This window comes from Streptomyces sp. NPDC006733 (assembly GCF_040636125.1).
Lineage (GTDB): Bacteria > Actinomycetota > Actinomycetes > Streptomycetales > Streptomycetaceae > Actinacidiphila.
The window spans coordinates 68,922-87,280 of the sequence record NZ_JBEYJD010000010.1; the positions used below are offsets into that span (position 1 = coordinate 68,922).

An 18,359-nucleotide genomic window follows, 5' to 3' on the forward strand; every position below is an offset into this window, starting at 1 on the left:
ACGGCAAAAAGGGTGATGCGGGATGCGCGACTACAGCCCGGACTTCGGTGTCAACGAGATCTACGAGCTGGGCAACGCCTGGATCCAGTTGGGCAACGACCTGCAGGCGCAGGCGGCGAACATGTCGGCCGCGATGCACGCGACCGGATGGACGGGGGACGGCGGCACCGCCGCGACCGCCGCCTTCGACGCTGTCAACGCGCATGCCCTGCAACCGGCGTGCACCACCTGCTGGACCATCGGCGACGCGATCAACGAGTACGGCCGGGCCATCCGCGCGATCCAGGTCAAGGAGGCGGAGGCGGTCGCGGCGGCGAACCTCGCCGAACTCATCGCCGGCATCATCGGCCTCGTCCTGCCGATCGGAATCGGCCTGCTGGCCAAGCTGGTCGCACCGCTCATCTCGGGCCTCATGGAGACCCTCAGCAACATCATCGCGGCTCTCAGCACCGCCATGCAGGCGGTGGTCCGGGTGATCGGATACCTCTCCGGGATCGTCGGCTCGGCCGCCACCCAACTGGGCATCGACTTGCTCTCCCAGTGGATCAGTGACCTGGTGTACCACCTGCCCTTCGAGATCGACTGGAAGAGCGAGGGCATCAACATGGGGATCGCGGGGGGTCTCGGCGCGATCCTCGGCGCACACGAACTGTTCCCCAACGCGGGTGCGGGTCGGGGCATCAAGGGCGGCGGCACCCCGGTCCCCAAGATCGACGTGCCGGCACCGAAGGTCCCCGGGGCCGGGGAACGTGGAGTCGGTACCGGAGGGCTCCACGAAGGACCGGCCCTGACCCCTCCGGCGCTGCACGCGCCCCCGGGCGAGGGCATCGTGCCGCCGATCGGCGGTGACCTGCGGCCGAACCCGACGAAGCCGCTGGAACCGGGTCTCACCCTGGGACAACGGCCGCCGGTGTCCCCGCCCGGCGCCCACCCCGGCGGACGGAACACTCCGGTGCTCGGCAACGAAGGGGGCGCCCCGCCGCCCACCACCAGCAGGCCGACACCGCCCGGACAGACCGGCGCGCCGCACTGGGGGAACGATCCGATCGGCAACCCGGCGATCGGCCACGGGCCCGAGGTCGGCGGCACGCCCGGCCGGGGCGGCCCCGCGACCGGTAGTGGCAACCAGCACCTTCCCGGCGTCGGCGACACCGGCCTGACCCCGGCCCCCGTCCGCAGCGGGAACCCGGCCGCGGGCCACGTCGAGACGCAGGCGCCGGGACCCCAGCGGAGCATCGCACCGGAGTCCGCCCCCCGTTCCGTGACGGAAGCCCCGACCACCTCGGCGCCTGCTCCCAACCGCAACGTCACGGCGCCGACGGAGCCGGGCACGTCGACCGGCTCGGCGCCGGGCACCCGTGCGTCCGAGAACCCGAACGCCCAGACCTACCGGTCCTCCTTCGAGCAGCAGCCCCGGGAGACGGGGAAGGTCACGACAGGCGACGGCACGGCACCGAACGTCCGCAGCGGACAGGACTCCGTGTCGCCCAACCAGGCCAACCCGAACGCGACGAAGTCCGCTTCCGCGATGGAACCCGGGAACGGGAACGGGAACAGCACCGGCGGCGGCAAGCAGGGAGTCGCGAACAAGAGCGTCGAGAACCCGCAGTCGGTGCGGGGAACCGCCCGATCGGCGAACGAGGCTCCGGCCGGCACGAGCGGCACCGGCACCTCCCAGAAGACGGCCACCGGCCCGGAGGCCACCGCACCGGAGAAGTCCGCGAACACGTCGGTGTCCGCGAAGGGGGAACGCGACGGCAGCGGCGCTCCGGCGAAGGGCGGCGACGGCAAGGCCGGTGGGAACGCGTCGGCCGGCAGGCCCGGTTCGACGGCGGTGAAGCCGTCGCCCAGGGCCGGCGAGACCATGACGATCCCCGACCTCCACCGGCCCCCGAAGCCCGCACCGAAGCCACTGCCGACCGAAGGCGGCCACACCCTGGGCAGCGGCTCGGCCCCCAAGAGCACGAAGCCGGACGACGTCATCGGCCCCCTCACCGAGAAAGACGCCCACGCCGCACGCACCGCACCCAAGAGCACCGACGCGCAGAAAGCCTTCGACTCGGCAGCCGCCCGCCAAGCCGAAGCAAAGGCCAACCCTGCCCCGACAGAAACTCCGGCGCCCAAGCCCGAAGCGGCACCGGCCCCCGCCGCCAAGCCGTACCCCCCGGCCAAGAAGGCAATGACGCTCGCCGACCTGGACAAGCCCGCCGCGAAACCGGACACCGAACCCTTCTCCAACGAAGGCAACCGGACGGGCTCAGGCCGCAAAGCACCCGACGCAACCACGTCGGCCACCGACCCCAACGCCACACGACAAGCACCGCAGAACCAGCAAGGCAAGCGAGCCAACAACGCCGCAGAAGCCCGCCGGGCCGAAGCCGCAGCAGCACCCAAGCCGGCACCGAAAACCTCACCGTCAACGGCACCCAAGCCCGAAGCGGCACCGGCCCCCGCCGCCAAGCCGTACCCCCCGGCCAAAAAGGCAATGACGCTCGCCGACCTCGACAAGCCCGCCGCGAAACCGGACACCGAACCCTTCTCCAACGAAGGCAACCGGACGGGCTCAGGCCGCAAAGCACCCGACGCAACCACGTCGACCACCGACCCCAACGCCACACGACAAGCACCGCAGAACCAGCAAGGCAAGCGAGCCAACAACGCCGCAGAAGCCCGCCGGGCCGAAGCCGCAGCAGCACCCAAGCCGGCACCGAAAACCTCACCGTCAACGGCACCCAAGCCCGAAGCGGCACCGGCCCCCGCCGCCAAGCCGTACCCCCCGGCCAAAAAGGCAATGACGCTCGCCGACCTCGACAAGCCCGCCGCGAAACCGGACACCGAACCCTTCTCCAACGAAGGCAACCGGACGGGCTCAGGCCGCAAAGCACCGGACGCAACCACGTCGACCACCGACCCCAACGCCACACGACAAGCACCGCAGAACCAGCAGGGCAAGCGGGCCTACAACGCCGCGATGGCCCGCCAGACCGAACACACATCGGCGCCGTCAGCGGCACCGGCTTCGGCGCCCATGCCCAAGCCCGAACGGGCCCCGGCACCGGCCGCCAAGCCGTACCCCCCGGCCAAGAAGCCCATGACCCTCGCAGATCTCCCGCCTGACAACGCGGCGAAGGGTGCCGGGCTGAGTGATCACGGTGGAGGCGCCGCAGGCGGCGGGACCAGGACGAGCTCGCAGTCCGCAGGAAGCAGCACGGATACGGTGCCGCCCGGCCGGTCGACGGAACAAAAACCGCCGGCGACCGGGACCGCCACTGCCGCCGCCGATCCCTTCCCCAACAAGGGCGTGAAGCTCGGTGGGGAGGCCCACCCGGCACCCGGCAACGGGGGCCAGGCCGCCAAGGCGCGTGCCGACGCGTACGCAGAGAGCCCGGAGGCCAGGGCTCTGGCGCAGGAGAAGCTCGATGCCGAGGCCAGGGCCAGCGCTTACGCGGAGGGACCGGAGGCCCAAGCTCGGGCGCAGCAGCGGATCGACGCGGCCGCCCGGGCCAAGGCGGCCGACGACGCCCGGTGGCAGGTGTCCGAGGACCGCAGGCAGCGGGTCGCCGAGGAGAACGCCCGCGCGGAGCAGCGGCAGCAGGACAAGCTGGCCCGGGACGAGGCCGCGTGGCAGAAGCTGGTGGCCGATCACCGGGACAAGTCGGGTGGTGACTCGGGGAGCCTCGGCGACATCTCGCTGTCCGAGGCCCGGGCGCACGTCCGTCAACGGGTCGACGCCCGGCTGGACTCGGCCGCCCGCGACTACCGGGGGTCTTCGGACTTCGACGCCATCGACCGGCACTTCGCCTCGGTTCAGCGCGAGGCGGAGAGGACGGCCTGGCGCGGACTCGCCGGTGACCTCGGCATCAACGTCGAGTCGTTGGAACGCCGTGGCCTGATGCCGGCGTTCCCCGACCACGGCCCGGCCGCACCGGCACGCCCGGCCACGTCCGGCACCCCCGCCCCGTCACCCCGCCCCACGCTCGACCCCCCGCAGCGGACGGCCCCGGTCACCGTCGAGCCCGCCGGCACGCCGGCCCCGCAGCCCCGCCCGGAGCCTCGCCCGGACGGCGGCGCCGCTCCCACCACCCGGACCGCCACCCCTGTAGCGCGCTTCCTGAGCGGCGACGAGCAATCCGCCTCACGCCCGCCGGTGACGTCCACCCCGCCCGCCGCCGCGACGCCCGATCCCCATCCGGTGGCCGCAGGTGGCGCGGGCGGCAGGGTCACGGAGCAGGACCTGGTGGGCACCGCCGAGATGTTGGCGCCGTCGACCACCAGCAGCACGGCACCGACCAGGGACCAGGTGCTCGCCGCCGGGGCGCTGCTGAAGGTGCACGACGACCTCTTCCCGGCCGAGGGCCCTCGCAGCGAGCCCACCGTGCGGGCGCTCCGGGAGCTGGAGACCTTCATGCGGGCGAGGTACCCCGCGATGGACGGCTTCGTCACCGGGGGCTGGTTGTCCGCACTGACCCACGAGCTGCTCGGCCTCCAGCCGCTCGAACACGCGACGCCTCAGGACCTCCAGGCGGTCGTCCAGGCAGTCGTCCGGGCAACGGCTGCCGGCGAGACGCCCGTCGAGTGGGACCGACTGGTCGCCGCGCTGGCCCCACGACGACCGGAGACCAACCCCGCGGCCGTCACCGCGACCGAGCCCGCTCCCGCCACCGCGGACACCCCCGATGCCGCCGCCCCGGCCGGCCGGCCGGCGCCGCCCGAGATGACGCATCTCCCGGGCAGGCTGCTGGGCGAGGACGGGACGACCCAGGTCGGAGTCGCCTTCAGGAAGTCCAGGACCAAGCCGCCGGCGGACGCGATCGTCAAGGACCCGACGACGTACGACTGGTACTGGCCCGAAGGGGAGGAGACGGCGGAGCCCGCGGCGGACGGCACGGCCGCGGCGCCGAGGGCACTCGAACTCAGGGAACACGTCAGCCAACTGAGCTCCGTCACCACGGCGCCGGTATTCCTGGTCGTCCTCCAGGGCGCCTACGACGAGTTCGCCGTGGAGAGGGTGGCCGAGGCAGTACGGACCTCTCCTGCGGTGGCCGCGCTGCCGGCCGATCACCAGCTCCTGCTGCTGGGCCCTGCCGAACTGGGCGACAGTCTGGAATTCCCGCGGGCGATAGCCGAGGTCACCGGGCGGACGGTGTGGACCAACACCGTGTCGTCGAGTGTGGTGGACGGGCGCATCCGCGTGGAGGCGAAGAAGAAGGCGTGGAGGGAACGCGGCTTCTGGATCCGGGAGGTTCCGCCGCTTCCGCGCCCGTCGGTGCCGGGCGCCGAGGGGGCCCGCCGGGGACTGGCGCTGGCGGGCTTCGCGACCATGACCGTCAAGAAGGGGGACGACGGCCGGCTGGTCGAGTCCGGCAAGCCGCAGTGGGAGGACGACGAGGATCTCCACACGCAGACGATCCTCTTCCCGTGGAACCAGCAGTCGGGCGGCCGGATCTACTACGAGGAGTCCCGCGAGCGGGACTTCGAAGACACCCGCCGGGGCTTCGACGCCACCAAGCCGCATTTCCAGTATCTGCCCACCGACTACAAACTGCCCGAACCGGGTGAAGAGACCTCGGTCGAGCTGAACCCCGACCTCGATTCGATCGCGCTGGTTCCGTGGGATGTCACGCAGCCCATCTACACGGTCTTCACCCATGCCACGCATCTGGCCGCTCACATGCCGACCAAGCGAAAGTCGAAGGAGGACAAGCACAAACTGGAGCACGTCCGGGTGCCCGGTACGTCCCTCGGGGCGGCGCTGCGGCGTCGACCGAGCTTGGAGCGGATGCCTCCGCAGGCGCAGATCCTTCTGGTGGCCTGCCAGGCCGGGGCCACAGGGGTGCACGGCCAGGTGGTCGCCCAGCAGGTGGCCGACGCGACCGACCATGTGGTGTGGGCCTCCACCACGACGATCTGCCTCTTCAACGACCGCAAGGACGTCTCCCTCGGCATCATCCGCAACCAGTACGGGACGCGGGGCCGCTGGGTGAAGTTCGTCCCGGGAGGCAAGCCGGAGACGGAGCTCGGCTCCCACCCCCCGCGCGAGGCGAAGCCCGTCGAGACGGTCAAGGCCAAGGCCAAGAAGGCCAAGAGCAAGGCGAAGGCGACCACTCCCGAGGTCAAGAGGAGGTTCGGCCGGGAGATGGTCTCCACGATGACGGAGACGACGGAGCCGGCCGTGTCCACCGAGGCGCCCGCGACCTCCACGGACCCGGTGACCTCGGCGAGTTCCACGACTGCGGCGACCGCCGACCCCGGCAGGGTCGACGCCGGCGGCGTGGGCGGCAGGGTCACCGAGCAGACGCTGCGCGCCATGGCCGAGACGCTGGCGCAGCCCGCGGCGTCGACGGCGAGCACGACGGTCTCGGAGGAGACGACGTCGTCGCGGGAAGCGGCGCCGTCGCGGAAGGAGCTGCTCGATGCCGGAGCCCTCCTGAAGCTGCACGACGACCTCTACCCGGAGGAGGGCGATCTCGCGCTCAAGGTGCCGGCGCTCCAGAAGCTGGACGCCCTCGCCCGCACCAGGTACCCCGTGATGGGGGCCCGCCTCACCGGTGGCTGGCTGTCGGCCCTGACGCACGAACTGCTCGTGCTGCAGGCGCACCAGCACGCCACACCGGCAGAGGTCCGTGCGGTCGTCGACGCGGTGGCGGCCCTCGACGGACCCGTCGTCTGGGACGAGTTGTCGCAGAAGCTGGCCTCCCACCGGCGCCCTGTGGTCGCGCCGGAGTCTGCGGTCGCCCCGGACACCGTCGTCGTACCGGAGCCCGCCGCTGTGCCGGAGCCCGCCGCCGTGCCGGATGGCCCCGCGACCGTGACCGCGCCGAAGGGGGAGGCCGCGAAGCCACACCTTTCCAGCCCGTTGACGGGTCCCGACAAGAGCACTGTGATCGGCATCGCCTTCGGCAAGAGCAAGAGCAAGCCCCCGGGGGCGGCGATCGTCGACGAACCGACGACGTACGAATGGTTCTGGCCGCGCCAGAAGGAGGCAGTACCCGTGAAGGGCGGGAAGGCCGCTGCCAAGCCCGCGACGGTGAAGCTCACCAGGCACACCCGCCGGCTGAGCGAGATCTCGAACGCACCGCTGTTCGTGGTCGCTCTTCCCAAGAACGCCTTCGACGACTTCGTCGTGGAGGAAGTGGCGGAGGCGGTGCGGACCGATCCGGCGGTGTCGGCGCTGCCCGCCGACCACCAGATCCTCCTTCTCGGTCCCAGCCGCATGGGCGAGACCCTGGAGATTCCGCGCATGATCGCCAAGGTCACCGGGCGTACCGTCTGGACCAGCACCGTGACGTCCTCCGTGGCGAAGGGTCGCATTCGCGTCGAAGCGGAGGAGAACGCGGACGGGGAGCACGGCTTCTGGATCCGTGAGGTTCCGCAGGAGTCCGTCGACGAGCCGGTGGCCGAGGGCCTCAGGCTGCCGAGCGTCCCCACCATGGTCGTCGGGAAGAAGGACGGCCGGAGGGTCGACACGGGAGGCAGGGGCTCAGTCGATGACGAGGATCTCGACAGCCAGGCCCTCGTGTTCCCGTGGAACCAGCAGTCGGGCGGCCGGGTCTTCTACTCGGGCTCCCGCACGCGGGGCTTCGAGCGCACGCGCAACGGATTCGACGCCACCAGTCCGCACTTCCAGTACCTCCCCCTCGACTACGAGAAGATCGAGGACTCCGACCTCTCGACCGACACGACGCCGGACATCGACTCCATCGCGCTGGTTCCCTGGGACGTGACGCGGCCCATCTTCACGGTCTTCACCCACGCCACGCATCTGGCCGCCTGGATGCCGACCCGCGAGCCGGCGGACGAGGGCGAGACGGTGGTGCACAAGCACCTGCCGGGCACGTCTCTCGGAACGTTGCTGAGCCGTCGGCCGAGTCTGCGACGCCTGCCACCGGAGGGCCAGATCCTGCTGTGCGCCTGCCAGGCCGGTGCGCGGGGCGCGGACGGCAGTGTGATCGCCCAGCAGGTCGCCGACCGGACCAACCACGTGGTGTGGGCCTCCACGACGTCGATCTTCATCTTCCACCACCGGTCCGAGGTGCCGCTGGGCATTCTCCGCAACGAAGACGGCACGCCGGGCCGCTGGGTCAAGTTCGTCCCGGGGGGAACTCCCGTGACCGAGCAGGGCTCCTACCCGCCGGCGAAGGCGCAGCCTCCGGCCGTTGCCGCGACCGGTCCGAAGAAGAAGGGCCAGAAGAAGAAGGAGGGCACTACCCGCCCGTCGAAGGTCGGCGACACGTCGACGTCGGTCGGGACAGATCTGGAGACGGAAGGGGACGCCTTCGAGGTGCCCGCCCGGACCCCGTCGTCCGCGCCCTTCAAGACATCGAGCAGCGCGGCCCCGACCGTGGAGGGCTCGACCTCGGAGGGTTCGGGCTCGGACAGCTCGGGCTCGGCAGCGGCGGACCCGGACCGCGCCGTGTCGGACCCTGCCGATTCCCTGCGGCAGAAGGCGGCTGCCGCCGCCGAAGCGCGGATCGCCGCCGAACTGACCGACCCGGCCGCTCAAGCGCGGGCGCAGGCCCGCGTTGAGGAGCGGCGCAAGGAGGCGGCACGGCAGGCGAGCCGGAATGCCTGGGCCGGCGCCATGGAGCGGGCGCGGCTCGACGCCCAGTGGCAGGCCCTGCAGCGGACGAAGGCACGGGTTGCGGAGGAGACCGCCCGACGGGAACGGGAGCGGGCCGCCCTGGCCGAGGCCGATCCCGTGGGGCTGTACGACCCCGTCCCGGTGAGGGAGGAGTTCGAGCGGGGCCACAGCAGCTTCGACCTCGACCCCGCGTCCGCCCGCAACCGCATCCCGTTCCCGGGCCACAGACCGTGGGAGACGACCGCTGAGGCCGAGGCAGAGCCCGTCACCGTCCCGGCCGAGCCCGTCACGCCCGTGGCGCAGCCCGTCCCCGTCCCGGCGGAACCCGCCACCACCGCGGCGGAACCCGCCACGCCCGAGGCAGAGTTCGTCACCCCCGTGACCGACGCGGAGCCCGTCGAGCAGCCGCCGGTCGTGCCCCAGCCCGCTCCCACCCTGCCCGCCGGTCCGCTGCCGGCCGGGCTGGCGCGGTTCGGGCTGACCGAGTTGAAGGACGTCGCGCAGGCGGACCTCGACGCGGTTCTGGCGGCGATCCGGGAGCAGCTGCCCGCGTCGCTCGACCACCTCACCGCCGCGGACGGCCTGTTCCACCTCGCGCTCTCCGAGGCGGGGTTCAAGGAGGTATTCGAGGCGGTGCGCGGGGACGGCTGGGCCGTCACCGTAGGTGCGGGGCCGAACGCCCGCGAGGTCGTGATCAGGGTCGACCTGACCAATGGAACCGGTCGGGACGGTGCTGAGGAGGGCAAGGTCACGCGGACCCACGGGGACAGCAAGACCGGCGCCGTCGACCAGAGCGACAAGGCCAACGACCGACCGGAACTGAACATCAGTCAGGTGCCGCTCACCCTCGGCCAGGGCACCGAAGCGGCGCTGCGGACCGTCAGTCCCACCGTCAACGTCAAGGGCCTGATCAGCACCGCCGCCCGTGAGTCCACGGCGAACCGGGCCGTCCAGCAGTCACGCGGCAGCACCAGCACCGGCTACTGGCACCCGATCGCCTTCGACTCGTCGTGGCGCGTCACCGTGCGTCCGGCGGGCGACGCCGGGACCCCCGTCACCCTGCCCGGTACGCCGGGCGGCCTCGTCCTGAAGGTCCCGGACCATGTGGTCGGGGCCGCGGCCCAGGCGCAGGCGCTGCCCCTCCCGGCAGCGGGCGCCGCGGCGGGCGTGCCCGAGGCGCTGCCGCTGCCGCCGCTGCACGTGCCCGAGTACGTCAGCACCGGCGACGGGCTCCTGCTGCGCGAGGTGCTGGCCATGCTGCCGCCGGAGTTCCGGGTGGTCGGCAGCGGCGCGTACGAGACCCTTCGGGATTTCCTGAGCCGGCCCAACCTGGAGGCGTCCTTCGAGCAGCTGGTCAACGGGCTGCTGATCTCGCCGACCCTGGAAGCCGCGAACGGCCCGGGGGCGAGCCGGGCCGTGGTGCGGGTGCAGGCCAGGCTGGATACTCCCGCGCTGCTGGGACGGTCCGATGTCGTGTCGCTCGACAACGGGACCAACCTCGGCACCGAGAACAAGACCGCGACGGGTGCCACCCACTCCCTCTCCATCACGCTCGGGACCACCGTCGGGTGGCTGGTCCGGCAGTTCGAGGGGCTGAAGGGGAACGGCAGTTACCACGGCGTGGGCGCCAGCGTGAACGTGGGGGCCGGCGCGAAGGACGCGCACACCTCGACGACCACCACCGGCGCCAACGCGGAACAGGGGCTCGGCTACACGGGTCCCACCCACCTGTACGAAGCCCGCATCACCTTCGATCTCGCCGTCATGGTCGAGGGCCGGAGTGAGCGCACCACCTCGGTGCCTCTCGACCACGGCGTACGGGTACGGGTCCCGGCTCCGGACTCCCCGCTGGGCGTCCACCCCACCGACGCGTACCGGGGGCCGGGGCAGGTCCGGCACCTGGCCGCCGACGGCCTCCAGGCCGCGACCGTGCTCTGGGCGGGCGGCTCCCAGAACGTCCTGCAGGCCGTCGCCGAGGGGCTCCGGCTCCGGGGCGCCTCGGCTGCCGCCGGCGCCGGTGCCGGAACGGGCGCCGGTAGCGTGGAACCGGTCGGCCTCGGGGCGTTCAAGGAGAACGCCAACGCGCTCCGGAACCTGACGACGGCTGTGTCGCAGTCGGGCCTGCAGGGCGTGTTCTGGAGCGGTGACTCCCTGCTGCTGAAGGCACAGACCCGGCGCACGGCGTACCCCCATCCGGAATACGTCCAGGTCATGATCCGGCCCCGCCCCTCCGGTCCGGCGGTCTTCCGGGGGACCAGCACGAGCCTGGAGGTGACCAGCAGCGCGAAGAGCAGCGGAAAACTGGAGGGCAAGCAGGCGCAGACCCGGTCGCTGGAAGGCGGGGCGGACCTGGCCTTCACCTTCGGCCTCGGGACCGACACACCGCTGCGCGCGCTGGTTCCCAAGGCCGCCGGCAAGGCCACCTACGAGTGGGAGAGGACGACCACCGCGACGACGAGCGTCGGACGCACGCAGCAGGCGGTGGGCCCCCGGGAGGCCGCCGTGTTCGTGCTCCCGGTCGCGTACGAGATCACGATCCGCCACGAGTCCGGTGCGCTCGAGACGCTGACGCCGGTGGCCGCCCAGGTGCAGGTGCTGGTGCCCATCGACCTGGCTCCCCTGGGTGAGAACCCCCGGCCGGGCGTCATACCGGACGTCGGGCGGGACGCCGGGGCGATGAGCACCGTGGCGCACGAGCAGCCGGTGGTGCCCCGCGGAGCGCCGACGGTGCGGCTGCCCGACTTCCACGCCGTACTGCGGGTGAACGGGGTGGATCCGCTGCCGGAAGGCGTCCGGCAGGTCCTGCTGGCCAGCGCCACCCACGAGCAGCCGGTGCCCCGGCCGACCCGGGCGGGCCGGTCGTACGACCGCGCGATGGCCTACCTCGTCCAGGTCGCGGCAGCGCTGCCGCTCGGCCCCCCGACGGCCGGCGGTTACGCGACGATCGCGTCGCAGCAGGTGGAAGCGGCGTTCAACGAGGACACCGTACGAGCCAACTTCCAGCGGATCCTGCGTGACGGCTACGGAACCGGGCCGATCTTCCGCTACGGGCGGATGGGCGACGGGATGGACCAGGCCCGGCTCTTCGGCGCGCTGAGCAATCCGCGCATCGTGGGTCGTGGCCAGGTCGAGCTGAAGAACACCACCACCGGCGGCAACACGGTCAAGACGGCCGCGAAGAACGGCTTGTCGGGTGAGGTCGGGCTGTCCCTGGGGTTCTCGGTGGCGCAGCAGCCCTGGACGATCACCCCGGGTCCGGGCGTCAAGCCCTGGACGGCGAAGTCCTCCCGCACCGGGGCGGAGGACTCTGCTGCCGGCCAGGAGAGTTCGGCGACCTTCAAGGGCAGCGGGCTGCTGGTGAGCCTCGACGTGACCTACCTGATCAGCGGGAGCAGCACGTCGCGGAACGTGGTCACGGACGTCCTGGGCGCGCTCGCGGGACCGGTCGCCCGCAAGCAGCTGCACGTGCCGGGCGGGGTCCAGGTGTGGATCCGCGAGCAGGACGCGGCGCAGTACTTCCACCTGAATCCGGACGGCACTCCGGTGGCGGCACCGGCCGCTGCTGCCGCCGCGACTGCCGTCGTCCCGGCCGCCGGCTCCGCGACTGCCGGCCCGTCGACCGCCGGCCCGTCGACCGCACCGGTCACCGCGCCCGTGCGGCTCGATCCGCCCGCCTACTACCGGACTCTCCCCACGGCGACTCCCCCGCCCGCCGCTGCCGCTCCCGCGGCCGTGCCGCGCGGGTACTCCCTGGCCGACTCCGGCCTCGGTCCCCTCGATCTCCAGCGGGTGGTCGGTCAGCTGCGGGAAGCCCTCGACCAGCTCCCGAGCACCTGGATGACCGCCGCGGCCGCGACCCGCACCCGTGCCCGGCTGGAGCAGCAGATGCTGCTGCTCATCTCGCCCGAGGGGCTGGGCGGGCTGTTCGACGTGCTGACCGGCGGCGGCCTGTCGGTGCACGAGACCGACGACGGTCCCTTCGGCCGCTTCCAGCTGCAGGTGCTGCTGGAAGCGGAACTGTCCAACCCCCGCTTCGACCCCGCGCCGGCGGCGGAAGGCACGACCTCGACCGAGGTCGCCTCCAACGCCACCGCCGGCCAGGAGGACATCGCGGAGAGCTCCCGGGGCCTGGAGGTCTCGGCCGGCCTCACTTTCTCCAACCTCCTCCAGACCAAGGACTTCGCCCGCGCCGGCGGCAGCGGGGCCGACGCGAAGTACGTCCGCGACCGGGGGCTGACGGCCACCGGGAGCAAGGCCGGGAAGAGCACGGTCACCAGCAAGCAGGGAGCCGCCGGTACGGCGTCGTGGGTGCACGACGTCACCTGGAGCGTCAGTGTGCGCCGGGTCCAGGGGCACGGCAGGCTTCCCCAGGTCGCCACGCTGGGGATCTCGCAACTGGTCGGTCGCTGGGGCGACTGGCACCATGCGCCCCCGCTCACCGTCGAGGACGGAGTCCGCTCCACGACACCGGCGGACGACTCCGTCGCGTACGCGGGGCCCGCAACCGTGACGGCGCCGCCGGCCGACTTCGTCCTGCCCGAGAACAGCCGCGTGCTCACCTACCACCTGTCACGCGGGGTGTGGGAGGCGGTACGAGGCCTGCTGCCGGACACGCTCACCGCGCCGTGGACCGACCATGTGCTGCGCAGCCAGCTCAACGCCGCCTCTTTGGCCGCGCAGTTGCAGCGTGATCCGCAGGGCGTGCACCGGATCGGCGGCCTGGCGGGCGAGGCCGGGGTGATCAGTCTGCTGCGGGAGATCCAGGTACGGACCCAGCTGCGCAACCCGCGCGTGGTGTCCTCCAGCACGACGCTGACCCTCGCCGGCAAGACCGAGGCCACTGGGGGCGACAAGAGCAAGGTCACCGGGTCCCAGGGGGTCAACGCCGCCGCGCAGGGCACCGCCACGTTCCAGGTCGCCACCGTCAGCGAGGGGGGCAACGGCCCCGGTGGCGCCGACACGTGGACGCCGTCGGTGGGGCTCCCGCCGTACAAGACCGACTACACGCGGGAGGCCGCGTCCGAGGCGTCGGCGAAGAAGAAGGGAAGCAGCAGCAGCGAAGGCAGCACCTACCTGGTCCAGGCGGACACCTCGATCACCCTCACCGGGCTGGGCAACTGGTGGGGCCGCGGCGGCACCCGGAACGTCGACGTCCCGGGCGGAGTCTTCTTCCGCACCGACGAACAGGGCGCCCGCGCACTGGGCCTGCTGCCGCCGGTGCCGGTGGCGGTCGAGGAGCCGGTGGTGCCGGAGGCGGCGGTCACGCCGCCGGTCGCGGTGGCACCGGTGCCGGAGGCTGTGGTGGCCCCACCGCTGCCACCGGTGGCAGTCACGCCGGTCGCCGCCGCGCCCGTGGTGCCCGAGCCGTCCGTTCCCGTGCCGGCGGAGAACGTCTCCGAGCCGGTCGCCACACCGGCGCCCGTGCCGGCGCCCGTGCCGACGCCTCTCCCGACGCCCGTCGCGCCGGAACCGCCGGTCGCGCCGGAACCACCGGTCGCCGCGCCCCCCGTCGTCGCACCGGTCGTCACAACACCCGCCGTCGCATCACCCATCGCATCACCCATCGCATCACCTGTCGCCCCGCCGCTCGCCCGGCAGCGGGGCGTGCGGCCCGAGGACGCCCGGGCCCTGCACGGGCCCGTCAGCTCCACGAACGACGGCGAGGGCATCGCCCTCCAGGACCTGCCACCCAGGGGCGGTGCGTCCGCGCCCGCCAGGTCACCTCGTTCGGCCTTCCCGCCGGCCGCCTTCGGGCCCGTGCCGTCGGGCGGGCGGACCTCCCCCGCCGCCGCGGTGGCGCCGCTGCTGGCGCCTGCGGACTGGGCTGACGTCCGGCGCTTCGCGGAGCCTGCGCTGCTGACCACCGAGCGGTTCGATCCGGAGGTCAGCGGCCAGGCCGGCACCGGGCCGATCGGCGGCCCCACGCTGCCCGGCCGCTATGCGTCCCGGCAGCGCGAGCTGCGCTGGCTCCAGGGCCGGGAGACCACGATCACCTACGACGTGCGGCACTTCGAAGCGCGGCCGGGGCAGTGGGTACGCGAGTTCACCCTGCGGCTGCACCTCGAGCCGTACCAGGGAACGACGCTGACCGACGCCGGTCGCACCGAGCTGTGGAACGCGGCGACGGCGGCGGTCGAGCGGTACTTCAACGGCAGGTTCCGGTTGCCGGGCGGCGCCCAGGTCCATCTGAACCTGGAGCTGTCCGGCACGGCGGAAGGCGCGCACCGGACCATCCAGGTGCGCCCCGGCGACGGCACGAGCAACCAGCTGGTCTGGTTCACGGAGAGCTCGGCCGGAGTGCTGCTGCACGAGGTGCTGCACTTCCTCGGCCTTCCGGACGAGTACGCGAGCGCTCTGATGGCGCTGCGCCAGGAGTCGCGGATGGCACAGTTCGCGGACGACCGGGGCGTCATGGGCGAGGCCGCCAACGCAGCTGACTTCGCGGTGCTCGACCGCCACCTCCGAAGGATCGACGCGGTGTCGCGGTCCGGCCCCGTGGTACGGGACCTGTCCCACGCCCGGTACCGGGAACTGCTGGCCGACAACCGCACCGCCCCGGACCGCGCTGCCACGCCCGTCCAATCCGGCGACACCCTCGACTCCGTCGGCACCGGATCGGTGCGCAGTCCGTCCTCGGCACCCGCGAAGCCCAAACCCGTCGGCAAGTTCCAGGCCGTGATCCGCCGGACGGACCGGGCGGCATGGCAGACGATCGTGGACGCGCTGCGGCCTCCGCTCCCCGTGGCGGAGTCGAGCACGGCCACGGGCCCCGGCGCCGCTCCGCTGAACAAGGCCCCGATCTCGCTGACCCTCTCCGTCGACGGTCCGAGGGATTCCGGCGACGCCGTGCTCGACCGCCTCAAGGACTGGATCGGCGAGCAACTGGCGCCCGAGGGCGTCCCGGCCACCGCCCCGACGCTCGCGCTGACACCCGACAAGCTCCCGCAGCGCTGGAAGCCCGGGCTGCACGAGGTGCAGCTCTTCCTGCCGGCGCGGGACACCCCGGAGGACGTACAGGCCACGCCGGCCGTCCTGGTCGTCTTCCACATCACCATCGAGCTTGCGGCTGGCGAAGGGACGTCGAGCACGGCCACCGCCACCGCGGCCGCCGCGACGGCCCCCGCCGCGGCTCCCGTGCTCAGCGACGCGCGGAAGCTGGTGGTGGGCCGGGAGTTCAGCGAGGTGATGCGGCAGGTGACGCCGAGCTTCTTCCTCTCCGGCGGCGCCGCAGTGCAGCTCATGTTCGGCAGCCCGCGGCCGATCGCGGACCTCGACTTCCGGCTCAGCGACCGGGAGCTGTCCCTGAGGACACTCCTGCCGGCCATCAACGCCGGGCTCGCGCAGGACGGTCGCTTCACCGGCGCCTTCGCCGTGGATGCCAAGGACAAGCAGGCCGTCACCGGGGTCATCAACGGTGTGGAGATCACGGTCGGACCGAACAGGACCGTGGCCTACCAGCCGGGCAGCGTGATCGGCGGCATACCCGTTCCCAGCGTCGAGGACATGGTCCTCGACAAGGCACACGCACTGACCGACCGTCAGGGCGAGAAGGTGTACAAGGACCTGTTCGACCTGCTGTCGTCACTCAGGGGCCTTCCCGACCACGGTGCCGCGATGCTCCGTCGGCTCGGCGACCAGCGTGGTGACGCGCACGCCGGTCGCGAGAGCATCGCCGTGGGAGAGACCGGCCGGGTACAGCTGATGAACGCCTTCCGGTGGAAGCTGCAGACCCTCACCAGCGGCTCCAAGATCGGCACGCTCAAGACCCACTGGAGCACGTTCGGTCCCGAATCCCACATCGCGGAGCTGGTCGCGAGGTTGAAGGTGCTGCTGAAGGCACTGCAGGTGCCCGCGGCCCTCGATCCCGCCAGGCACCGCCTGGTCGCGATGGCCGGCAACTTCACCGGGGACATGTTCGGGGTCTCCGCGGCGCTCCTGCTCAACCCGCACCTGCATGTGGTCGTGGTGTCCGGGGGAACCGTGGGCGATCAGGTGAGCGAGTTCCTGCGGACGTCACTGGGCGCCCAGACGGACCGGGTGCACACCATCACGGTCGAACAACCGCATGACCTCTATCGGCGGGCCACCGACAGCCGGAGCGCCAGGACGGGACCTGAAGCGCTGCCGTACGAGGACGCCGTCCCGCCGATCCCCCACGATCTGCGCAACCCCAGGTTCCAGGACCCGGTCTCCCGGGCGACCCAGCAACTGGCCGACCTCTGGGGCCAGCAGAGCAGGGAGACGATCCGCCGCGCCTGGGGGATGGCCTCCACCACCGACCAGGATGCCGTCATCGAGGGCTTCCTGCGGGCGGTCAGGGTTCCCACGAGCGGCACGTTCGTCATGCTGTGGACCCGGTTCAGCGGCAAGAAGGGCGGGCCCCACCCCCAGCACGACACCAGCATCACCGGTCTGAGGATGCTGATCGCCAAACTGGCCGCAGATGTGCGCGTCGTGCTGGTCGGCGACCGGGACCAGGGGGCGGTCAAGTTCGCCGCGATGGCGGCCGCGGACGAGCGGGTCCACGACCTGACCGAGTTCTGGAGCAGCCAGGCCTGGCTGGAGCGGTTCCCCGGCGGTCGTCGTACCGATCAGTTCCGGCTCTTCGACTACCTCCACCGCACCAATCCGCAGGCGGTGCAGCACCTGGGCTTCCGCAGCGGAAACCTGGAGATCTACGCCCTGCTCGGGCACAAGGTGCGCTATCTGGAGGAGGTGGGGAACGGTCAGGCCACGCGGATGACGCGCTTGGAGAGCATCGGCTACAAGCGCCTCGAGGTGTCGCGGCCGCCCAGCCTCACCGGCCAGTTCATCGTCATGAAGGAGCGGGAGAAGAACGGCAGGGGTGCGGAGACGAAGCTGCCCTGGCGCGTCGCCGACGCGGAATCGGGCGCGCCGCAGTGGAAGTCCTCCGGCTGGAAGGAGCGCAAGGCCGCCGAGTTGGGGAAGGTCGCGCTGAACGACCCGGAGCTGCGGGGCTTCGCCGACACGGACCTGGCGAAGATCGTCGAGGAGCTGGAACGCCCCGACACGGTCGCTGCCGTGCGCCCGCCGAGAGCCGCCCGGGCCGCCGCTCCGTCGGCGCGGACGCCCGCGCCGGCTCCGGTGCTGCTCCCGGAACACGAATCCGAACCCGAACCTGCTCTCACACCGGCTCCCGTGCCGCTGATCCAGAACCGCGCGCTGCTGCGCGGGCGGCTGCAGGTGTTCGACTGGGTCACCACTGACCCGCTGACCGGGACGGGCGAGCGGGGCGCCGGGCGCGGGCAGTTGCGGTACGGGCGCGGCATCGTCGACGTCAGCGAGCTGCCCGCGGAACACCCCGTGCAGGCTCTGCTGGACACGGCGGCGGGCGGATCCGGCGAGCCGCCGGCCGTCATGACCGTGACCGGCATGCTCTGGGACGGCGACGGCGAACGGTCGGCGTCGACCGTGCGGGCCCTGCTCCGGGACGTCGCACGGATCGCGCGGGCCGCGAACGTCGACACCGTCGTGATCACCGCCGATCCGCAGGACGGTGAGCAGCTGCTGGAACCTCTCGGGTTCCTGCCGCTGGACCCGGCGCGGAGCCTTTGGCAGGGCTCGGCGCGGCACCTCCGGCTCTCCCTGCCGGAGGAGCCCGTCGACCTGGTCGTGGACGACTGTGCCTCCGGCACCTGACAGCGAACCGGGCAGCGATCGGGGGCGAGTGGACGCTGTCCCAATTCGCCACGCAGAGCCAGGGTTCCGACCCTTGTGGTGCCTGTGCTTTGGCATGATCCTGTCTGGTGTCAACGCG

Annotated in this window: 1 protein-coding gene; it reads left to right on the forward strand. The window is 72.2% G+C overall.

The window, feature by feature from the left end; genetic code table 11:
- The first annotated feature begins 22 nt into the window (after positions 1 to 22).
- Positions 23 to 18,241, forward strand: a complete 18,219-nt coding sequence (locus ABZ721_RS11475) for a nucleotidyl transferase AbiEii/AbiGii toxin family protein (RefSeq protein ID WP_358788407.1) — start codon at positions 23 to 25, stop codon at positions 18,239 to 18,241.
- Positions 18,242 to 18,359: the final 118 nt, after the last annotated feature.